General features: G+C 57.5%; 16 protein-coding genes. 12 read left to right on the top strand and 4 right to left on the bottom strand.

What is annotated here, in order from left to right:
• Positions 1–149 precede the first annotated feature (149 nt).
• Genes LB538_RS10915 through LB538_RS10895 form a run of 5 tightly spaced genes read left to right on the top strand, consistent with a single transcriptional unit; the run spans position 150 to position 9,073 of the window.
• Positions 150–1,358, top strand: a complete 1,209-nt coding sequence (locus LB538_RS10915) for a glycosyltransferase family 4 protein (RefSeq protein ID WP_224522980.1) — start codon at positions 150–152, stop codon at positions 1,356–1,358.
• A complete protein-coding gene (locus LB538_RS10910) occupies positions 1,355–2,608 on the top strand; it encodes an O-antigen ligase family protein (RefSeq protein WP_224522979.1) in 1,254 nt (417 codons plus the stop codon). The genes LB538_RS10915 and LB538_RS10910 overlap by 4 nt, the downstream gene beginning before the upstream one ends.
• A 1-nt stretch (position 2,609) precedes the next feature.
• Entirely contained in the window at positions 2,610–4,604 is a 1,995-nt protein-coding gene (gene asnB / locus LB538_RS10905) for an asparagine synthase (glutamine-hydrolyzing) (RefSeq protein WP_224522978.1), read from the top strand.
• Between the two features lies 1 nt (position 4,605).
• Positions 4,606–6,819 carry a GumC family protein gene (locus LB538_RS10900; RefSeq protein WP_224522977.1) on the top strand — a complete coding sequence of 738 codons (2,214 nt, stop codon included), beginning with the start codon at positions 4,606–4,608 and terminating at the stop codon, positions 6,817–6,819.
• Between the two features lie 28 nt (positions 6,820–6,847).
• On the top strand, positions 6,848–9,073 hold the full coding sequence (locus LB538_RS10895; protein WP_224522976.1) for a lipopolysaccharide biosynthesis protein: 2,226 nt from the start codon (positions 6,848–6,850) through the stop codon (positions 9,071–9,073).
• A gap of 258 nt (positions 9,074–9,331) precedes the next feature.
• Here the strand turns inward: LB538_RS10895 and LB538_RS10890 are convergent, their stop codons facing one another.
• Positions 9,332–10,399 carry an NAD-dependent epimerase/dehydratase family protein gene (locus LB538_RS10890; protein ID WP_224523344.1) on the bottom strand — a complete coding sequence of 356 codons (1,068 nt, stop codon included), beginning with the start codon at positions 10,397–10,399 and terminating at the stop codon, positions 9,332–9,334.
• Between the two features lie 241 nt (positions 10,400–10,640).
• Positions 10,641–11,324 (bottom strand): helix-turn-helix transcriptional regulator, encoded by a 684-nt coding sequence (locus LB538_RS10885; protein ID WP_224522975.1) that lies wholly within the window; start codon positions 11,322–11,324, stop codon positions 10,641–10,643.
• Positions 11,325–11,648: 324 nt separating this feature from the next.
• Between LB538_RS10885 and LB538_RS10880 the strand changes: the two genes are divergently transcribed.
• Entirely contained in the window at positions 11,649–13,328 is a 1,680-nt protein-coding gene (locus tag LB538_RS10880; RefSeq protein ID WP_224522974.1) for a PAS domain S-box protein, read from the top strand.
• Here LB538_RS10880 and LB538_RS10875 read toward each other — a convergent pair.
• On the bottom strand, positions 13,325–13,996 hold the full coding sequence (locus LB538_RS10875; protein ID WP_224522973.1) for a LuxR C-terminal-related transcriptional regulator: 672 nt from the start codon (positions 13,994–13,996) through the stop codon (positions 13,325–13,327). The two genes, LB538_RS10880 and LB538_RS10875, sit on opposite strands and share 4 nt — an antisense overlap.
• A 645-nt stretch (positions 13,997–14,641) precedes the next feature.
• On the opposite strand from LB538_RS10875, the gene LB538_RS10870 reads away from it, so the two are divergent.
• From LB538_RS10870 to LB538_RS10845, 6 genes are read left to right on the top strand one after another with little or no spacing between them, the layout of a single operon-like run.
• Positions 14,642–15,364: an NDP-sugar synthase gene (locus LB538_RS10870; RefSeq protein WP_095768666.1), complete on the top strand. Its 723-nt coding sequence runs from the start codon at positions 14,642–14,644 to the stop codon at positions 15,362–15,364.
• 50 nt (positions 15,365–15,414) lie between these two features.
• Positions 15,415–16,551 (top strand): DegT/DnrJ/EryC1/StrS family aminotransferase, encoded by a 1,137-nt coding sequence (locus LB538_RS10865; RefSeq protein WP_095768667.1) that lies wholly within the window; start codon positions 15,415–15,417, stop codon positions 16,549–16,551.
• Positions 16,548–17,237, top strand: coding sequence for a sugar transferase (locus LB538_RS10860; protein ID WP_224522972.1), 690 nt, complete (start codon positions 16,548–16,550; stop codon positions 17,235–17,237). The genes LB538_RS10865 and LB538_RS10860 overlap by 4 nt, the downstream gene beginning before the upstream one ends.
• A gap of 53 nt (positions 17,238–17,290) precedes the next feature.
• Positions 17,291–18,295 (top strand): SDR family NAD(P)-dependent oxidoreductase, encoded by a 1,005-nt coding sequence (locus tag LB538_RS10855; protein ID WP_224522971.1) that lies wholly within the window; start codon positions 17,291–17,293, stop codon positions 18,293–18,295.
• A gap of 26 nt (positions 18,296–18,321) precedes the next feature.
• Positions 18,322–19,533, top strand: coding sequence for a hypothetical protein (locus LB538_RS10850; protein ID WP_224522970.1), 1,212 nt, complete (start codon positions 18,322–18,324; stop codon positions 19,531–19,533).
• A 15-nt stretch (positions 19,534–19,548) separates the two neighbouring features.
• Positions 19,549–20,811, top strand: a complete 1,263-nt coding sequence (locus LB538_RS10845; RefSeq protein WP_224522969.1) for a polysaccharide biosynthesis/export family protein — start codon at positions 19,549–19,551, stop codon at positions 20,809–20,811.
• Between the two features lie 21 nt (positions 20,812–20,832).
• Here the strand turns inward: LB538_RS10845 and LB538_RS10840 are convergent, their stop codons facing one another.
• The gene (locus LB538_RS10840; RefSeq protein WP_224522968.1) at positions 20,833–22,188 is read right to left on the bottom strand and encodes an HlyD family type I secretion periplasmic adaptor subunit; all 1,356 of its coding nucleotides are present in this window, start codon (positions 22,186–22,188) and stop codon (positions 20,833–20,835) included.
• Between the last annotated feature and the right edge of the window lie 5 nt (positions 22,189–22,193).

Genomic DNA, 22,193 nt, shown 5'->3' with positions numbered 1-22,193 from the left:
AAACGGACGAGGACATTGGGCAAGCCTGCCCGTACCGTGAACCTTGGCGCAAAACATGTATCTGAGTAGCGAACCAGGATCATGGAAGCACGAAGAAATGCTGACCAGTGCACGCGACCCAAGTCAGGCGGGCGGTCGGGGGAGACAGCATGAATCCGCATCTTGTGTGTGTTGGAGGCGAGGACCACGCCTTCAGGATTCCGTTTTTGCTGTCGCTGCGTCAGAAGGGCTTCCAAGTCACTGCGGTGTCGAGCGGTCCGGATACAGCATTCTCGCAGCACGACATTCCGCATCGTCGCTACGGCTTGGACCGATTTTCCAGCGGGAGTGGAGGCGCCGTAAGGACGATCAGAAAACTGATCTCGGACCTGCGCCCGGACATTGTACAGAGCTTTGATACCAAGCCTAATCTCTTGACGCCGTTGGCGATAAGGGGGGCCGTTCCTGTCATCCGCACCATCAATGGTCTTGGCTGGACGTTTTCTTCCCGTGAGCCGAGGGCTATGGCGCTGCGCCCGATCTTCTCGGGACTGCAGTGGCTTTCGTCGCGCTGGACGGCTGGCACGGTTTTCCAAAATCGTGATGACAAGGCGTTCTTCGAGCGCTACCGGCTCATCGGGCGCGGGACTGGTTGCCTGATCTGCAGTTCCGGCATCGACGTCGACGGCTTTGCCAAGGCAAGACAGAGCGCGCCGTCACCGCAGGCGATGCGCGAGCAGCTTGGGCTGTCATCGGCTGAAGTGATCATTTTTGTCGGCCGGCTGACGCGCGAGAAGGGCATCCCAACGCTGCTTAAGGCAGTACCCCGCGTTCTTGAAAAAAGGCCGAATGCGCGTTTCGTGCTTGTCGGTCCATGGGAATCCGAGGGGCCGTTCGCCGTCGACAAATCGGAAATCGAACGCCATTCCCCTCATGTCATTGCCCTGGGTCCACGGCGCGATGTTCCTGCCCTTCTTGGCATGGCGGATTTGTTTGCCTTTCCGACACAATATCGGGAGGGAGTGCCACGCGTCCTGCTCGAGGCGGGATTGGCTGGGCTGCCTATCGTGGCGTCAGATATGCCGGGCTGCAACGAAGTGATCCAGCCCGGTTGGAATGGATACCTGGTTCCGCCTGGCGATGCCGAGGCATTTGCTTCCAGGATAAATCAAGTCTTGGCAGACCGCCCCACCGGGGCGGCCATGGGCGCTCGTTCCATCGAATTCGTCAAGCAGCATTTCGCGCTGCCGCTGGTGGTCGCCCAGTATTGCGATCTTTACCGGCATATTCTTGATGCCAAAGCCGTTGGCGCCTCAGTTCAGGCCTCGCAGACCGAAAAGAATGCCGCATTTGGTCCGTTGGGCGAGGTGCGCCAATGATCCGAGACGTCCTGTTGGCCGGCGGCGTTGCAATGGCTTATGCATCGCAACTCGAAATTCCAGGCGCGCCGTTCGGAATCAGCGAATTGTTGTTGGCCGTTTGGATACTGATTTCGATTGGCCGCGTACTTGCCGGTGGTCGACTTGAAGCCACGCCGGCCCTGTCGATTTTTGCCGCCCTCTGGGGGATCATGGCATTCGCTCTCGGGCTAGGCATGATTGTCGGCATGCTTACGAGCGTTCAGTACATGGACGCGCCGGTTCACGACATGATTGCCTATCTGTTGCTGGCATTCGTTACATGTCTGCTTGCGGCTGATCCTCAGGCGGATCGCCATCTGCGTCGCACCGCGTGGTGGGTGATCGTCATTGCGAACGCGTGTTTTGTTTTCCAGCTGGCGCTTGGATTCGGCTTACTCCACCAGTCCGGAGTGAACCCTTGGTTTTGGGACAGGTTCACAGGATGGTCGGACAACCCAAACCAACTGGCACTTTATTGCGCTCTGTTCGGTCCCCTTGCACTATACCTTTCAATGACAACAAGTAATAAGATAGCCAGGACATTTGGCATAGTAAGTATTGTTCTCATAGTGTACGTCGGACGATTGACTAAGAGCGATACCTATCTATTGACAATAGTGATAACCGGTTTGGTTTTCCTGATGTTGCGCGTCCGGAGATGGGTCGCGGTTGGCGGAAGGGTCACTCTTGGTCGTCAAATCAGCCTTTTGCTGTTGCTTGCTTTGGTCCCTCTTGCAATCTCCGCAACACCCTATGTGCTTGCGGAAACGAGCACTGTTGAAAATTTCGCCAAGAGCCTGACCAAAGGCGAGGGTGGTGAGGCGACAGCCGAGACAGCCAATCTGCGCATCAATATCTGGACCAATGCTCTGGGCAAGGGGTTGGGGTCTGCTTCGCTGGGCCTCGGCCCGGGACCACATGTCGACAGATCTGTCGTGACCAAGGAGTTTATCGACCTGCCTTTCGAGGCTCACAGCACGCTACTGGACTTGTATACTCAAGGAGGCATTCTAGCGGTTCTCGCCCTGTTGTGGATCCTTGGCCTCGCGGCCATCTCTGCCTGGCGTGCAAGGCTCGACGCTCTGGTGGCACTTGCGTTGTCGATCGGCATCTTCGGCTTCCCGCATTTGGTCATTCGCCACCCGATCGTTTGGTTCTCGATCACACTTTGCCTCGTAGCCGGGCAGCCCAAGTTTATCGCGGCAACTGCAGGAGCGAGGAGCCGTTGATATGTGCGGAATCGCCGGGATCCTTCTTGCGCCAGACTCGCCCAGCACAAGGCCGCTCGCAGCTATAGCGCAGATGACAACAGCCCTCCGTCACAGAGGGCCCGACGGCGAAAGCTTCTGGAAAGATGTGGAGGCTGGTATCGCTTTCGGCCACAGCCGCCTGGCAGTCGTGGATTTGTCGGAAACTGGCGCCCAGCCCATGCGCTCGGACAGCGGCCAGTACGTGATCACCTTCAATGGGGAGATATACAATTTTCGGGACTTGCGCCGAGAGCTTGAGGATGCCGGCCACAGCTTTCGCGGGACATGCGATACGGAAGTTGTGCTTGGGGCCGTGGAGCAGTGGGGGCTCGAAGCTGCGCTTACGCGATTTGTCGGCATGTTCGCGTTCGGATTGTGGGACGCAAAAACGAGAACTCTTCATCTGGCCCGCGACCGGATGGGGGAAAAGCCGATCTACGTCGCTCCGACCCGCCATGCCCTGGTTTTTGGCTCCGAACTCAAGGCCATTCGGTGTTTCCCGGATTTCCGTCCAGAACTCAATCCCAGCGCCGTAAGGGCTATGCTGTCGCAAGGTTGGGTGCCGGACGACAGTTGTATCTGGCGCGGCGTTTTCAAATTGCCGCCGGGATCGGCCCTGTCCTTAACTGCAGCGGATTTCGCAAAAGCGCGCCGTACGGGAACCGTTCGAAACAAAGTTCGATTCTGGTGGTCGTTGGCAGACGTCGCAACGAAGGGCCGGCAAGACCCGATCGTCGGCAGCGACGAGGATTTAACGAATGAACTCGATCGGCTGCTTCGGCTTTCTGTTCGAGAGCGCATGTGCGCGGATGTGCCGCTCGGCGCCTTCCTGTCGGGCGGCGTAGATAGCTCGACCGTAGCCGCGCTAATGCAGGTCCAATCCCGAAAATCTATTCGCACTTTCACGATCGCCTTCGGGGAGCACGGATTCGATGAAGCTCCTCATGCTGCAGCGGTCGCTCAGTACATAGGCAGCGATCATACAGAGCTGCACCTTTCCCCTGCTTCCGCACGCGATGTCATTCCGGAATTGCCGAGTGCCTGGGACGAGCCGTTCGCCGACGAATCGCAAATCCCTACTCTGCTGGTGGCGCGACTTGCTCGCCAGCACGTTACTGTGGCGCTGACGGGCGACGGAGGCGATGAATGTTTCGCCGGTTACGCTCGCCATCTGATGGCGGCGCAAGCAAATCGGCGTCGTCGGTTGCCTTCGTCGCTGCGTGGTTCACTTGCCGCAAGCATCGGGCTTGTGGCGCGCGCCACCCGTTACGATTTTTTTGGCAGGCTGCCACTTTCGGCGCTCTTCGGCCATGCGTTGCGCGGTGATCGGCTGGAGCGATTGGCTCAATTGCTCGCCGCTTCGGATCAGGAAGAACTGTACCAGCGCCTGACAGGGTCATCGAACACAAGCCTGACCCGATTTGGCCACCGGGCGTCAACTCGGCGAACTCCGCGACTCGACGATTTGCTGTCCCGGCTCCTCTACAACGATATGGCAGGATATTTGCCCGGCGACATCCTGGTGAAGCTGGACCGAGCCAGCATGGCGAACGGGCTGGAAGGCCGCTGCCCGCTGCTCGACCATCGCGTCGTTGAATTCGCCTGGCGGCTGCCACCGGATGCAATGGTCCGCCATGGACGAGGCAAGTGGCTGCTTCGACAGTTGTTGCATCGCTACGTTCCCCGGCGGCTGATAGATAGGCCTAAGCAGGGCTTCGATGTTCCGATTGCGGTCTGGTTGACAGGACCGTTGCGTGCATGGGCGAGTGACCTGTTCGCCGACATGCGCCAGTCAGGAGATGGGCTTCTGGACATCGATAAGGTCCAGACGTGCTGGCGCGATCATGTCAACGGAAAGCGGGATCATTCCCGGGATCTTTGGGCAACATTGATGTTCCTGGCATGGCGCGCCGACGCCAACCGGCTTCCAATGCCCGCGAGACAGTCGCGCATGCTTGAAATGACGGGAGTTTAAAATGGAAGGTTCGATAGCTAGGCGAACAAAGCTACCGCGCGCCACAGAGATGCGCGTCGAAGTGCGAGAGCCCAATCCGCGCATGCGGCGTCCGCTACGTGACCCTCGAGAAGACCTGACCCCTTTCGGCCAATTGTTGGTTACCTTGGCGGCGCGCAAATGGTTTTTGGTCGCAATGGTCGTTTTGGGCGGTGCGGTTGCGGGTCTAGCCGGCTTCGCCCGGCCGGCGCTGTATGAAGCCACCACGCAAATCATCGTCGACAATCCGACCAGAAGCGCTCCTCAGCCGACGGGCGGTCAGGATATGCTCGATACCAGCATTGACAACCATCTGACGATGCTGGCCTCGCAATCTCATCTGCGTCGGGTAATTGACGCAATTTACAAGGCAACGCCCGATCGGCAGGCCAACCTCAACGGCCCCGCGGCGCAAAACGCCGCTTCCCCAGCCGAATCGCAATCGTTTGCAGGTGCATTCTTGGCCGGGGTTTGGCCGGATCACGCTGACATGACCCCAGAGGGCAGGGAGGCTGCGAGGCTGAAGGCGTTGAGGCGCTACGTCAGGGTCGGGCAGGAACTGCGATCGCGAGTCATTACCATCGGCTTTACCGATCCGGATCCCGTCCGGGCGGCATTCGTGGCCAACACATTCGCGCAAGTGTATGTCCAGGATCTCGCGCGGACTGCTCAGGCCGCTGATAGGTTGGAGCTCGAATCCGTCGTCGCTGCGCTGCCTGGCGTGCAGTCCGATCTCGCGCAAGCGACGGACCGTCTTGAAAAATACAGGCTAAGTCACGGGACTGTCGACCAGGGTGCCGTTGACAATGCCGTCCGCGACACGGCCGACCTTAATCAGCAACTGTCATTGTCTCGCGCAAACCTCTCCACAGCCGAGGCCCGTGTTCAGCATATACAAGAATTGCAACGCTCCGGCGCCACGAGCGCCACGCTTGCGAGCGCAATCGGATCGCCGACACTGAGCGATCTGATAGCCCGGCAGGGCGGCGCCGCGGCCGATGCGGATCTGAATGTTGCCGTCAAGCGCGAAATCGAACAGAGCATCGAACGCATCAAGTCGGAAGCCGACATCTATCGCGCGCAGGTTTCCGCTCTGGAGGCGCGCAAGAATGTGCTTGACGCGGTCGTAGCCGACACGGCAGGCAGGCTTTCCGGGCTTCACGCATTGGAGCCGGCAGTCACCATATTGACGCAGCGGTACAATGATCTTCTGAACAGGCAACAGGATTTGAGGAACCGCATCGCGGTTCCGTCTGCGGGAGTTTCGATAATTTCGGCGGCATGGCCACCGAGCAACCCGAAGAGCCTTTCACCGATCTTCCTCATCCCGCCGGGTATGGTCGTATTCGGCCTCATCGGGGGCGTCTTGGTTCTCTTGAAAAATCGCATGAGCCGCACAATGCGCGGTGAGGCTGAGACAGAAGCAGCGCTCGGCTTCCCTTCCGTTGGGCTATTGCCCAGGGCATCAAGAGCGAGTGCGAAGCGCTTGCAGACCCTCATTCTAAGCCAGAAAAATTCCGCCTATGGCCGCGCTGCCTTGTCGCTATTGATCAATGTGGCACCCGAACCGGCCCCCGGACGATCGTCGCAGATGGTGCTCGTCACTTCCAGCGATAAAGGTGATGGGAAAACAGAGCTGGCATGGAGCTTGGCGCTCTCGGCCACACGCCTGGGCAGCAATGTCCTGTTCATCGATCTTGACCCGCAGGATAAGCAACTGACCAACGACTTTGTGCGCGAATTCAGCATTTCCAAGCCGCATAAGTCGTTTGCGGATTATGTGAGGGGCCGCTGCGAGTTAGACGAGGCTGTTGTGAGCATGCCCGGTATCGGCATCGATTTCATGGCCTCACCCATAGTTTCGGACGATCTTTTGAAGCTGTTGGTCGACGTCGATGTGCCGCGACACTTCGCGGACAAGCTGGGCGCCGTGTACAATCTCGTCATTCTCAACGGGCCGCCAGGGTTGCACGGTCCGGAATCCCGACTGCTCAGCGGTTGGGCAGATGCCGTTATCTTTGCTGTCCGGTGGGCCAAGACACCGCGCAGTGTCGCGCGCGGTATTCTGGAATCGCTGCAGCCTGATGGTTCGAGATCCGCTCCGGTAGGGATTGCTCTCACTGGAGTAAATCTCAAGCAGCACGCCAAATATCATTTTGGGGACAGTGGCGATCTTCTGCTGTTCGGAAAACGATAAAGCCCTCAAGCCCACTGGGTCGCGAGAAATGATTATCGAACTCTTTGGACCGCCTGGTGCTGGTAAAGCAGTCTTTGCCCATGCGCTTGCCAAATCGTTGCGTGGGCAGGGCTACGCTACGAAGGTGGTCTTCAGTCACAAAGCAAGTAGAAGGTCAAGGAGTGTAGATCTCGGGATATTTATGTTTATCTATAGAGTATTTACTGCAATATTTTCAACTGCAAAACTGTTCTTATATACGTCGGATTTGATAAAATATCTGTCGATCGCGTCGTCGATGCTAAAGGCGATTGAGCCAAGGAAATTTATTTGGCGAGCTCGGGTCTGGCAAAAAATCATAAACCTTTCCAATCGTTGGGACCAAGCGCGACAGTGCAGAGAGATTACAATATTCGACCAGGGATACGTGCAGGCTGTTGCTTCACTGTCGATTTTTCACGGGTGCGTCGACAACGTTGCGATTGCAAGAGCGCTGAAGGTCACTCCTACCGCGGATTTTACCTTGCGAGTGGTATTGCCTCGTGCAGCAGCCGAGGCGCGGTTGCGGGAGCGAATGATGCAAGCGGCTCCGGCCGAACGCATTCTCGATGCGGATTTCGAAGCGAGCATGCGAGCTTTCGGAGTGTTTCAAAATATCAACGACATCCTTGTGGCAACCGACAGGAAAACAATCTCCGTTGAAACCCTCGACGACCGATCGTTGTCGAAAAGCGTTGAACTCGTCAGCCGCAAGATCGCCTTCAAGATGGCCCGCGATCAGGTCACTCCCATGTACCGACATCAAGTTGTCCACTCATCGCAGCCGCTGACGGTAGACAATGCCTACCTTGATGACGGCGTGGATACCATAACAATACAGAACCCCGTAAATTCCGCAGCTGGAAGCGATGCGGTAACGCTCGGGAAGCAAGAAATAAACCGTAGCCTGGGCTATGCCACCGTTTTTGCGCTCATGATCTATGTGACCGGGGCAGGTCTAACCAGCCTGGCGCAATTGCTGATTGCTCGTATCGTAGGCTCTACCAGCTATGGTATCTACTCCTACGTCCTTTCAACCACATCGGTGCTCGCATATCTCGCAACCCTTGGCTTCAACGTATCGTTGTTGCGCTTCGTATCTGCCTATAGGGCCCAGGGGCGCCTGGACCTGGCCCACGGCATAATCAGATTTGCCTTTCAACGCTCGTTGGCAGTGGCGTCTCTATTCGGCTTGGCAGGGGCGACCTACATCTTTCTGTCTTCGTCCTCACACAACAGGGAACTTGAGATCAGCCAGCTGTTGGGTATGGCCGCCGTTCCGCTGGTCACGACTTCAGCCTTGGGCGCGGCTCTCATCCGTGCCTTCGGCGGCGGTGTTTCTGCCCTTCTGCCAGAACGCATTGTGCGTGATGGACTGCTGCTCACATTGCTAAGTGCCGCCGCCTTGTCCGGTTCGTGGACTCTGAATGCACCGTTGGTCATGCAGGCGGTGCTGACGAGTTCGGCCGTCACAGTCGCATTCGTCTTTGTCCTGTTGGCAAGATTTCAGCCGCCGGGTTTACGACATGCTGAACCTGCCGATGCATCCAAGGATTGGTGGTCGGCGGTCCCCCCTATCATGCTGATGGCGGGTCTTGACGTCTTCATCAACAGAGCGGGGGTAATGGTGCTCGGCTGGACCGGCCACATACGCGACGCAGGCATTTTCGCCCTGGGGCTCAATGTCGCGTTGCTTGTCGGTCTCTCGTTGGTGGCCGTCTCTACAATGTTCTCGCCGACGGCAGCTACGCTTTACGCAAAAAACGACCGAAGAGGTTTGCAAGAGCTGTTTTCACGAGCTGCCCTGCTTTCCTCCGGTGCCGCAATAGCAATGGCAATCCCGTTGCTCTTGATTGTTCGGCCGCTTTTAAGCTGGTTCGGTGAGGATTTCGGAACTGGAGCACCGATCGCGCGGGTGCTAATGCTGGGGTACGTATTCGTGGCCCTGTGCGGACCGCAGCTCAATCTCTTGACCATGACCGGAAACGAATGGGCGGCCGCTGTGACGATGATCCTTGGGGCAGCTTTTGGTGTCGTCGGCTGTGCTATCGGAGTAGAGATCTACGGTCCGCTGGGCGCAGCAATAGGGCTGGCGCTTGCCTTGGTCGTATGGAACGTCGCCATGGCGATTTATATTCGCAAGCGACTGAAGATCACGCCCGGACTGATCTACGCGATTACGTCTTTTAACCGCCGCACGGTCGAAAGCACCCAGCGGACTTGGTTCTTGCGCTGACTCGATGCTCTGGGATTGGTGACCGGCGACAGACCCCGGCTGGCGCGATGTGATCCATTCTAACGCAGGCATCAAGGTACGTACGGATTGGCGGGCTTGCGTATCGGCGTCTCGATGAAACGCCAAACGAAAGAGACGCAGAGAATGCCTCGTTCTTGCCGATCAGCGAGGCGAGCGCGTTGAGAGGGGCCGCACCTTCAGGCGACGCCAGTGAGCCGATCGCGCGGGTCTGAGTGAGCAGCGCGAACTGCCGGCAATCTACGCTGACACGAGCGTTTGTTGCTCCGTCTCAGGGTCCGTCGCGCTTCCATGAAAGTGTCGATACCATTCGACGAAACGGGCAACGCCATCCTGGAGCGTGGTCGCCGGCGCGAAGTCTACGGCCCGGCGAAGATCGCCTACATCGGCGCGCGTCTCGAGAACATCACCTGGAGGCAAAGGCACATCCCTCCTGAGAGCTTTGCGACCTACGGCTGTCTCTATAATCGCGATTAGCCTATTGATCTCCTCTGGCCGGTCATTGCCAATGTTGTACAGGCGATATGGGGCTGAGCTGGTGGCTGGATCAGCCGCGTGACCGTCCCAATTCTGGTCGGCACACGGTGGCGTTGCGAGTATTCGAACCACCCCTTCGACGATATCGTCGATGTAGGTAAAATCTCGCCAGACACGGCCGGCATTGGACACCTCGATCACGCGTCCCTCGGCGATGGCGTGGGTAAACGCGTAGACAGCCATGTCGGGCCTGCCCCATGGTCCGTAGACGGTGAAGAACCGCAATCCTGTCACCGGCAAGCGAAATAGATGACTATAGGAATGCGCCATGGCTTCATTCGAGCGCTTGGTGGCGGCATAGAAGCTTATTGGATGGTTAGCGCCGCCATGTTCGGAAAAAGGTATGGTTTGGTTGGCGCCGTAAACCGAACTGGACGAAGCGTAGACCAGATGCTTGATGTCGAAGTGCCGGCAACCCTCAAGAACATTGAGAAACGCCACGATGTTGGAATGAACATAGGCATGCGGGTCGACAAGGGAGTAACGCACGCCCGCCTGCGCAGCCAGGTGGACGACATACGATGGTTGAAAGTCGGAGAACAAAGCTTGCACCAACAATCGATCCGCCAGATCCATACGCATTGGAGTGAAACCTGGCTCGGCGCAGAGGTGCGCAAACCGCGCTTCCTTGAGCTTTAGATCGTAGTAGGGCGTGAAATTATCCACGCCTATGACCCGCGCACCGTGACGCAAAAGCCGCGACGCCACATGAAACCCGATGAAGCCTGCGGCGCCGGTGACTACGACAGGACCTTTTCGTGCCAGCTGCATAACCGCCATGTCCGGACTGGATCGACCGGCTTTCGTTCCTGTTGAACTGGATTTGTCAGGTTGTGCGTCAAGCACGCCCGCGGTCTTGGAATTATGTCCGGCCATGACGAATTGCCCCGCTTCGAAATTTTTGCATCGAGATCGTCGGCTTATATCTGGATCAGGCAGGAACGCGCTCGCACAGACGCAATGCCAAACCAACATACCGGATACGCGCCGCCTCGCGGTCGAGGCGGCATTATCACGGCAATACGGAAATTCGTCCGAGCAGAGCTACCAGCTCACCCTGGCGCTTGGTTTCTGTTTTGGCAAAAAGCGAGGCAAGCTGGGACCGGATCGTGGTGCGGCTGAGATGCCAGCTGCGGGCGATTTCCAATGGTGCGTCCCCTTGAGCTAACCTCATGGCAAGCTGAGTTTCAGCGCTCGTGAGGCCGAACATCTTTTGCAATGTCTGCGGATTAGCCGAGGACCGGGTCTCCCGGTCTAACAACGCGACGATACTTGTTCCGTCGGGCGCAATCACCCCGCCCTCATTGAGTATCACCGGCCGATCGTCAGTGGTGCGGATCACCACCCACGACAACGAACCTGGCAGGAAGTTGGTTGGAACGTTCGCGACCAGCCGCCTCAGCGCAGCCGTAAGCTCCGGAGCCGTGCCGGCCGTCTCACCCTGTCGTTCAAAGGTGCTTTGAGCGGCAATGTTCCACTCCACCACCTTTTTCTCGCGATTGAGGACCAGGAAGCCACAGCCAATGCGGTCCAGCATGCCGGTGACGGATTCCAGGCTCCGACGCTTTGACGCGCATGCTGTGCCCTGCCTGTCCGACGTGTAGCGTGCCAGGCGAGCGACACCGCCGTAAGCAGTGCTCAATTCAATATGGCGCTTATTCGCAACGGTATCGTTGTGCCTATCAATGAAAGACATTGCCTTCCCACCCCTGTTGGCCGAAAACCGCTAAGATCTCCAATCGTTACGCTTGACTCCAAGACAGATTTCTCTGCCAAAAATCTTTGATCTCAGAGGCTTGCATCGGTTTCTTCATGCTCTCTTACAAAGAGTCCAGGCGAACCGGACGCTCTTCGTAAATGATAGTAAGCTTGGATTTGAGGGCCGCAATCCGGCAGTGGTATTAGATCAGGCGGTGGAGTTCTAGGCTCGACGGACTAATCCGAAAGTTGTAGTCTGTGAGGTATGGGGCTGCATCTGCGTAGAACGGTTTCGGCCTTGAAGGGCATCTCGCTAGCTCACATGGCTTCCATGCTGGTGCTAGTTTTCACGCTAATATTCGTAATAACAAACTTAATTCAGACGGAAACTGAAGCAACCTTCATATCATCTATTCCAGCTATAATTGTCGCTGCATATCTTGTTGGCCGTCGCGGTGCAATCATTGCAACTCTCGTGACAGTCGCCGCCAGCCTCGGGGCCGAACGACTTCTGCGCGGTTCGATTCCTGCAGAGGACTGGCCGCGAGCAATCTTTCTCCTGGTTTCCGGCTTCATGATCGCCTTCATGTTCCACCGCTTGCGGCAGGACCTTAGCGAGGCCCTGAAGGTCGCCGAAACTCGACTGGCCGCCGTCGAGGCCACCGAGAGCCGCTTCCGTTCGGTTTTCGAGCGTGCGGCCCTCGGCTTTGCGAACACGAATGAAAAAGGCGAGCTTCTGCAATCCAACAAACGCCTTTGTGAGCTGACAGGATATACCGAAGCCGACCTTGCTCAATTTCCGCTTGCGCAGCTTGTTCATCCCGATGATCGCGATAGCGTTGTTGAAGCGCTTGCCGATCAAGGCAAGTCCGCGATGCCATTCGATATGGAAGTCCGATTGAAGAAGAAGGACGGTTCCACATTCTGGGCTCGCCTGAACCTATCGTCGTACCGTTCCGACGGCCTCCTTTCAGAGAGCGCGATCATCGTTGTCGATGACATCTCGGAACGACGGACGGCGCGCGAAGCGATCCGGGTTCAGAAGGAACGGCTTGATCTGGCGCTTTCGGCGGGGCGGTTGGGAACCTGGCAAGTCGACCTCAAAAGCGGCGTCGTCACGGGTTCCGACAAATTTTGGGAAATCTTAGGCCTGCCGCGCGCCACCAGCCGGCCGATAGACGAGCTAGCTGCCGTCGTCTATCCCGCGGACTGGCCAAAGCTTGCACTCCCCAAAGAATCCGGCGCGACCACGAATTACGACATTGAGATAAGGGTGCGACGTCCGGATGGACCTGTTCGCTGGGTCGCTCTGCGCGGACGGGAGGAGCGGTATCATGATCAGCAGTTGCTGATCGGGATAGCAGCTGACCTGACTGAACGTCGGCAGACCACGCTTTTGCGCGCCACGGTCAGGAGACGGGACCGTATTTTGATCGAACAGCGCCATCGATTCAGCAATCTTTTCGCGGTCGTGATAGCGCTGGTCAAAATGGTTGGTGCTCCGGCGAACAATGTCATGAAGTTCAAGGAGGACCTAATCGATCGGATACGAGCGCTTGAAGTCACGCATATGATGATCTCCGGTCGCACCGACAGTTCGGTATTGCTCCGGGATCTCGTGGTCCAGGAACTGTTGCCCTACATGGAAACGCGAAAGATAAAGACCCATGGCCCTGACGTCATGATGTCAAGCGGCGCTGCCGAAACCTTCGCAATGGTTGTTCACGAGCTTACGACGAACTCTGTCAAACACGGCGCGCTTGGCGGTTCCCGAGGGCGCCTTGAGGTTAGATGGGCCGATAGTGGAGAAAGCGATGACGTCGTCTTCGATTGGATAGAATCGGGAAGGCGCAGGAAGGCCAAGAACATCGGCCATGGCATTGGTTCGATGATATTGGGCGTCAACACCGCGCCGCTTATCGGCCATGCCTCGAAGCTGGAAATATTTGAAGGCGGTCTACGATATTCGCTGCGGCTGTCTCGACGTGAAATCGCGCCCTAGTCGATATATTTCGAACGCCAGTTTTGTAGCGCGACGGCTGCCTCGGTGCGGTTGCGTACTCCCAGCTCACGCATTACCGCAGCGGCGTGGATTTTTGTCGTTGCTTCGGAAATGTCCAAATCGCGAGCTATCTCCTTGTTTGAGAAGCCTTCCGCCATCAGCTTGAGCACGTCACGTTGCCTTGAAGTCAGCTTGCTAAGGCTGGCCGCTCCCATCCGCCGGTGGGTCCATGCCCTTGCCGATTGGGGTGCGTGTGACCCGGGACCCCCGGAAGGTCGAGACAATAGCGCCGGCACATAGATGCGGCCTGCCAGAATCTCGCGCACTGCCGACACCACTTCTTGGTCCGTCTGAGATTTCACGATATAGCCGTGCAGCCCGATCGATAGGGCTTTCAATATTTCCGCCCGTGAATCATTGCCGGAAACGATTGCAAAACGGGTGTCCGGATACGCTGACAAAACGTCGCCGAGCACTTGCTGGTTGAACAGCCCCGGCATGTTCAAATCCAGAATGGCAAGATGGATGTCCCGCTCAGCCAGGACACTGGCAGCGGCATCAAAACATCCAGCTTCGAATATTTCCAGTTCCGGGAGCTCGGCCTTGAGCGCCAAACTTAGCCCACGACGATACAGACCGTGATCGTCCGCAATGACGACTCGATACATTTGCATTCCACCCCAACGCAGGCCCTACAAAGGGGCCCTGAAACGCCTAATGCGGCTAAACGATCAATCGGGGAACGGCCTTGGCGGTGGCCAACCACTCGTCGAACGCCCAGATATCCGCATCACTTGCGCGCCGTATTGCTAATATATTCCTCTATGGTGGAAAAATCTCTTTTTTTTTCCGAGGACCGTTCAACCGGCTTGAATCGCACCGTCTCTGCCTTTGCCAGAAAGCCAATATCGCGATCAGGCGCGTCTATGGCCAACTACCAAATTCCATGTGATATCAGCTGTTTGAGCGGCAGCGAGACGTAAATTCCAGCAGGTGGATGCTGAGGTCCGCACTCGGGCATTTGAAAGTCTCGTGACCAAGCAATTCTGCAGCTGCAGGTCGGCATATTCGGCGCCATCGTGCCTCGCGGCGGACAGGTCGGACCGGCCTAGTCGCTGAACCTGCGGAGGCAATGGATTGGTGCCATTCGATTGCACGACGACATCCTTCGAACGCTCACATACCGTTCTTCATAAGATGCTCGGGACGGACACGTGGCGACTTTTCTATCCGACCCATCATGGTCGGAAGAGGTCTGAACACGTCTGCCCAGGCACCAACCATTGAAGCGGCCTTGAACTATGGAGGATCGGATGAAAGCGGTTATTCAATGCGGTGGGATGGGAACACGACTTCGTCCCTTTACGTCGGTGTTGCCGAAGCCGCTGATGCCAATTGGTGCCCGGCCGGTGCTCGAGCTGCTTCTCAAGTGGCTGCGACGCAATGGCATTGAAGAGGTCTACATCACGACCGGGTATCTCGGCCATCTCATCCGCAGCGTGTGCGGTGATGGTTCGCAATGGAACCTGAAAATACGGTACACTCAGGAGATGGAGCCGCTGGGCACCATCGGGCCACTGTCGCTTATCCGAGATGAACTAACCGAACCCTTTATCGTGCTGAACGGCGACGTTCTCACCGATCTTAGCCTCAGCCGATTCACAGCTGCCCACCGCAAGCACAAGGATCCGGTGACCATCGCTACCGCCAACCGTCTTATCAAGATGGATTTCGGTGTCATCGACGAAGTCGACAATGCAGTGCAGATGTTCCGCGAGAAGCCGACGCTTTCTCATCTCGTTAGCATGGGCATCTACTGCATGAATCCGGATGTTCTGAGTTTTATTCCCTCCGGCATTCCATTCGGATTCGACGACCTGATGCTGCAGATGATGCAGCAAGGCACGGTCGTCCATGTCTACAAGCATGAGGGACTCTGGCTCGATATCGGCCGCGTCGACGATTTCCAGAATGCTCAAGCCATTTCCTGGGAAGAGCAGTCGGCTTCGATCGAAGTCGCGGCAGCGGCTGCCTGACAAACGGCGAGAAACTCAAACACGAATGATGATTTGGGAGTGAGGTCACCATGCTCTTGGTCAGTGCCCCGATTTTGGGTGTTCCGGAGAAGGCGGCTCTATCAAAGGTCATTGATAGCAGCTGGTTGACCATGGGCGAGCAGGTTCGATTGTTCGAAGAGTCGTTTGCCCGCATGCATGGCGCGGACGATTGCGTTGCGGTGAGTTCCTGTACCGCGGCGCTTCATCTCATTTTGCACGGACTTGGCATTGGTCCGGGCGATGAGGTGCTGGTTCCGTCGCTAACCTTCGTGGCGACCGCGAACTCAGTGCTCTATGTCGGTGCAACTCCCGTCTTTGTCGATATTGAGTCAGCCGACTTGCCGTTGATGTCGCTTGCGGAAGCCGAGGCTCGATGCACGCCGCGAACGAAGGCCATTATTCTCGTTCATTTCGCCGGGTATCTGGCCAATCGAGAACAATGGCAAAGGTTCGCTCGTGTTCGGGGACTGCACATCATTGAAGACGCGGCGCATGCTCCTGGCTTGAGAGAAGTAGGGACCTTCGGCGTTGCCGCGGCCTTCAGCTTCTACGGCAACAAGAACATGACAACCGCCGAGGGCGGCGCCGTAATCGCCCAAGACCATGAACTGCTCGAAAGGATTCGCCAAGCGCGCGGGCACGGGATGACCACCGGCACACACCAGCGGCTGAACAGCCGCACGCCGCAGTATGACGTCACCATGCTTGGGTTCAATTACCGTATGGACGAGATGCGGGCCGCAATCGGACTTGTCCAGTTAGGAAACCTGCAAGAATGGAACGAAGTAAGGCGTATCCTCGTCGTCCTTTATCGGCGACTCATTGCAATGCACTGCCCGGCAATAATCGTTCCATTCAGTGAATCGCGGCGATCGGCGCACCACATCATGCCGATACTTTTACCGCGATACGCCGACAGGCAAGCCGTTATCGACGAACTGCGCAACCAGGGAATTCAAACAACGATCCACTATCCGCCCGTGCACCGGATGACGTTGTACCGCGAGCTTTTTCCCGGGACCCAATTGCCGCGAACAGAAGACTTTGCTCAGCGGGAGCTGACGATTCCACTTCACCCGCAGATGACCTCAGCGGTGGTCGAAGCGGTTGTGGAGGCTCTGGCAACTGCGGTGAACGGCTGTACCAAAGCAGGAACGGCCGCATGAATGCGACAGATCAATCCCTCCACCGACACTACGTTGCAGTCTCGGCCCATGGGTCTGTGCGGCGTTTGATCGACATTGCCATTGCGAGCGTTGCTGCGGTCTTGTTTGCGCCACTGATGCTGCTGATCGCCATCGCCCTTCTGGCCGAGGGCGGTAGGCCGGTTTTGTTTGCACAAACCCGCCTGGGCGCCGGGGCTCAGCCTTTTCGCATGTACAAGTTCCGCAAGTTCGATGTGCGATGCGATCCCCACGGCCTCGCGCTGACGGTCGCCGACGACAAGCGCATGACAACGATAGGGCGTGTGCTCGCCGCGACAAAGTTCGATGAATTGCCGCAACTGTGGAATGTGATCATAGGCGACATGGCAATCATTGGACCGCGGCCGGAGAGTCTGGCGTTCGCCGACTGTTTCCACGGCGGCGCCGAGGCTGTTTTGCAGTACAAGCCTGGCTTGCTCGGTCCGAGCCAGGTTCTCTTCCGCAACGAAGCGAATTTCTATCCGAAGTTCACGGATCCGGTGCAGTACTATCGCGAGACCCTGTTTCCCGCCAAGGCCAGGATCGACCTTTCCTATTATCCGCAGCGAACTCTGGTGGCTGACGCCGTCTGGATGGCTCGCGGTTTTCTAGCCGTTGTCGGCCGGGTACCGCCGTCGCCGATCGCGACTAAAGCGCGTTCGGGCTGACACTCCGGTGAGTGTCACCGTCAGAGTGGACATGGCAAGAGGGACGATTGGTCATGGACTACAAAGGCAAAAAGGTACTGGTCACGGGCGCCGATGGATTTATCGGATCGCATCTCACCGAGGCGCTGGTCCGCAACGGAGCGGACGTCACAGCATTGGCGCTCTACAATTCGTTCGACAGTCACGGCTGGCTTGACGATTTGCCGGACAACATCCGAGGCCACCTGAAATCCGTGCGTGGCGACGTGCGCGACAGCGCGTTCCTGAACAGGATCATGCGCGGCCAAGCTGTGGTTTTCCATCTGGCTGCTCTCATCGCGATTCCATATTCGTATGCGGCTGCCCAGTCATACGTAGAAACCAATGTCATGGGCACGATGAATGTTCTCGAGGCAGCGCGTCAGTGGGACACGGAACGCGTCGTGCATACCTCGACCAGCGAGGTTTACGGCACGGCGCTGACCATGCCTATCAAGGAATCTCATCCGCTGCAGGGCCAGTCTCCATATTCGGCATCCAAGATCGGTGCCGACATGATGGCCGAAGCCTACGCCAGGTCATTTGACGTTCCCGTCGTAACTCTGCGCCCATTCAATACCTACGGCCCACGCCAGAGCGAGAGGGCGATAGTGCCGACCATAATCAGGCAGGCCCTCGACAAGAACTGTTCGGCTATCATGGTCGGGGATACGAGCCCTATCCGCGATCTAACCTTTGTTGAAGACACGGCCGCGGCATTCCTCACCGCAGGCGTGGCGGAACTCAAATTCGGCCAGGCCTACAATGCCGGAAGCCAGCGTGCCGCGACGATCGCGGAAGTCCTGGACCTGGTGGTCGAGTTGAGCGGATCGAAGAAGCCTGTCTATCGAGATGAAAGCCGCTTGCGCCCACAGAACTCCGAGGTTCGCGCGCTGCTTGCAGACTCGACGCAATTCGAAATGCAGACCGGATGGCGAGCCCGTACCAATCTGCGAGATGGGTTGGAGCGCACCATATCGTGGTGGAGAGGGCGTCTTAGCGAGGGGCGGGTGCGCCGGGAAATGGGCTACATGACATGACTTGTCGTCGCCGGCATGTGTTGTCTATGATCTTCGCTGTCGCGTGCCTTGGTCCGCATGCTGCCGCAAGCCAGGCGGGCAATACGTCAACGCACTTTGTTGCGACGCCGGCGATGCAGTTGCCCGACTATCTGCGTCCTACGGTCGATCCCGCGTTTGGGGAAACATTCACCCGGATCACAAAATCCGGGCCGCTTGGAAATGGGGTCGCGTGTATAAAAGATTATTGCAGCCACCGTTATTCCAGCGCCCAAGCCTGGAATGCGGACCAGAGCCTTCTCGTTATAACCAACGGCTGCAACGGGATGTGCTTTTTCGACGGACACACATTCCTACCGCTGCTGATGCGCGATCGATCGGGCGAATGTGAATGGCATCCCCAAAATGCGGATCTGATGATCTGCGTTCGAGGCCGGCGAATATCGACCTGGGCGCCGCGGACCAATCACGAGGATGTGCTGTTCGATTCAAAGGACTATCGGGATCTGCACTTCGGACCAGGCAAAGGTAACCCGAGCCGAGACGGTAATCGCCTGGCAGTGCGTGCAATTCGATCGGACGGTGCCGAGGTCGTCTTCGCGTACGATCTCAAGCAGCATAGCAAGTTTGCCGATATCGCACTTGGGCGGCTTGCTGGGGTCAATGAGAACTGTTCGATCTCTCCTCTGGGCGAAAATATTCTTTGCATCCAGGCACTGGCGGACGGCACCGAACAGTCGTTTATTTTTTCGATCGACGGCGCTCCAGGCCAGCAGTGGACAGAGCATCATCGGCCGGGGCATGGCGACATGACGGTCGACGCCGATGGGAGCGAGATCTACGTCGGCATCAGCAAATCCTATCCGGACAGCTATCAGGTGATCAAACGCAGGCTGTCTGACGGGAAAGTAACTTCGCTTATGAAATATGGCGAGGCCTCGCATGCTTCTCTGCGTGCTTTGAACAAACCTGGCTGGGTGTTCCTGAGCTACGGCGGCGACCCGAATGTGGTTTCGGCCCGTCCGGAAATGGCACCCTATGCACGAGAGGTTATCGCGCTGCGCCTCGATGGCAGCGGAGAGGTTCGGCGCATAGCGCAAACGCGCAGCGTTGATTTCGACTACCGCAGCGAGACCCATGCCTCACCGTCGCCCGATGGCTCGCAGGTAATCTGGTCCAGCAACTGGGGTGTGCCCGGCGGACCTGTTTATGACTTCGTCACCCGCGTCGACTGGTCGGAAGAGGCGAAGTCGAACTGAATGGAGATGTCACCGATGGCATTCATGAACCGAAATCTTCTTGCAGCGATAGGTGTGCTGGCTGCGGTTGATGCTGCCTCCGCGGCGGACGACCGGCCAGCCTACCATCTCTCCCCCGGCGACATCGTCGAAATAGGTATCTCTTCAATACCGGAACGAACTCAACGTGCGGTAATCCAGATGGACGGTACGATCGCGCTTCCCCAAGTCGGGAAGATATCCATCGGCGGTCTGACGCCGGCCGAGTTGCAGGCCCGCATGGAAACGATCTTGCCTACCAAGATATTTCAGCAGCGTTTGCCCGATGGGCGAGAGCAGATGATCGTTGTCCAACCTGGCGATGTGACCGCGATCGTCGCGGAATATCGTCCGATCTACGTGACTGGCGAGGTGCTCACTCCCGGCCAGCAGGCATATCGGCCTCTCATGACGGTGAGACAGGCGATTGCGGTGTCTGGCGGTCTCAGTCTTCTGCGCTCACGTGTGAATCAGACCGGTCCTGACCCGGTTGATCTGCAGCGCGACTATGAATCGCTTTGGGGGGAATACACCCGCGACTATTACCACAGTGCTCGCATTCGCGCCGAACTGCAGGACCAGCCAAGTTTCGATACCAAGCCCCCCCAAGGGTCGCCATTGTCTGCCGCCTTCAGCTCGGCCATTGCCGACGCCGAAAGAGAGGCGCTGAAGATCTCTCTCGATAACTTCCAGCAGGAACAAAGCTACGTTGATCAGGGCGCAAAGGATGCCGCGGCGCAGATCGACGTTCTGACCAAGCGCCAGCAGGTCGAGAGCGACGGAGTCAAGGCGGATGAGGATGACCTGGCTCGGGTGACGAAATTGTTTCAAGCAGGCAATCTGACCAACGCCAGGCTGTCTGACGTTAGGCGCTCCGCGCTTCTCTCTTCCAATGGGCAGCTTCAGACATCGGTCGAGCTCATGCGGGCGCGACGCCAGCAGGAAGATTATCTCAGGCAACGCGAGCGCAATGAAAACCTGCGAAGGATCGGCTTGCTGACCGAGTTGAAAGATACCGATGTCCGTCTTGCCGACACCACCGCAAGGCTCCACGCCACCAGCCAGAAATTACAGCCCGCTGGCGCGTCCGCTCTGCCGTTGCCGGTAAGCGGAGAAGCCATTCAGACCCAGATCACCATCGTGCGCAAGATTGGTGAAGAATGGCGCAAACAACTCGTCGAAGAAGATTCAGAAGTGCTTCCGGGAGATACGATCGAGGTGAGGTTCAGCAGCGATCTGGGACGTGCAGCAAGCCAGTAGGGGGCCGCGTTTGCGGTCCCGCTATTGCTTGAAGGCCCGGGAAATCTGATCGGTCAATGGCTTAAGCAAATACGACCAGACGCTGCGCTCCTCGGTGCTTATGTGAACTTCGGCAGGCATGCCTGGCTTTAGGATTTTCTCACCCTTCAGGCAGGTGGCCTGGTTGTCGACGTGGATGCGAGCCGAAAAATAGGAAAGCTGGCGTTCCTGATCCTTGATCAAATCTGCAGAGATACGCTTCACCGAACCCTCGCAGACAGGTGTGGTTCCGACGTCGAAAGAGGGAAAGCGGATTGATACCCGCTGCCCGGGCTGGACATCATCCATCCGGGTCGGCGGAATGAGCGCATCCACGACAAGGTTGTCGGTGTCGGGTACAACCACCATGAGCACCTCTCCCGGTCCAACTACGCCTCCGACGGTGTGGATAGAGGATTCTTGTACCGTCCCGGTCTGGGGAGATCGGATATCCGTCCTTGCCAGCTCGTCGTCCGCCACTATCTTGCGCTCTTCGAGCTCTGTGCGCTTTGCTTCGTTTTCGCGGAGCTCGCTTGTCACGTCGCTGCGCATCTGCTCGTCGAGCTGAAGCACCTGCAAGTCCGTTTCACTGATGTGGGCTTGCACCTCCGCGATTGCTGCAACAAGTCGCCCCGACTCACCGCGAGCACGAGCTTCTTCCAGGCTGACATTGCTCAGTCGCTCTTTGGACACCAATTTCTTGGAGTAAAGAGCTTGGACGTCGGCAAGGCTGCGGGTAAGGAGATCCAAGGAGTCGTTCGTCGCCGCAAGCTGAGCCTTGAGACCGTCAATCTGATGTCGAAGTTGCATCGAGCGGCTCTGCAACTGCGCCTTTTGGCCAGCCAATGCCGTAGCCCGGCTTTCAAACAAGGCACGTTCTCCATTGACAAGAGCAGCCACCCGCGGGTCGCTCATCCTCACGCGCAGACTGGGAGGAACCTGCATTTCCGGCAGCCCTTGCCGCTCTGCCTCGAGCCTGGCCAGGCGGATGGTGACCCGGTCGAGATCTTCACTGACGATCTGCAGGTTTGAGCGTGTGAGCGTGTCGTCAAGCCTGACCAACACGGCGCCGGCACGCACATGATCACCATCCTGGGCGAAGATTCCACCGATGGTGCCGCCGGTCCGATGCTGGACCTTCTTTACACTGCTTTCGACCACAACAGTCGCTGGCGCGATCACAGCGCCGGCGATCTTGGTTAGTCCCAACCACGTCCCTCCGCCAACGAGCAGAAAGGCGGTTGTTGCCAAGCCCAGAACCAGGTTGGCGCGGATGCCATCCGGATCATTGATCAGCCTGGTTCCGAGCCAACGACTTGCGTCGTTGACACGAGCATAAGAAATCGTCGCGTCAGACACGGAAT

This window comes from Mesorhizobium sp. Ca11, assembly GCF_020165275.1.
Classification (GTDB): domain Bacteria; phylum Pseudomonadota; class Alphaproteobacteria; order Rhizobiales; family Rhizobiaceae; genus Mesorhizobium.
This window is presented reverse-complemented; position numbering and strand designations above follow the sequence as displayed.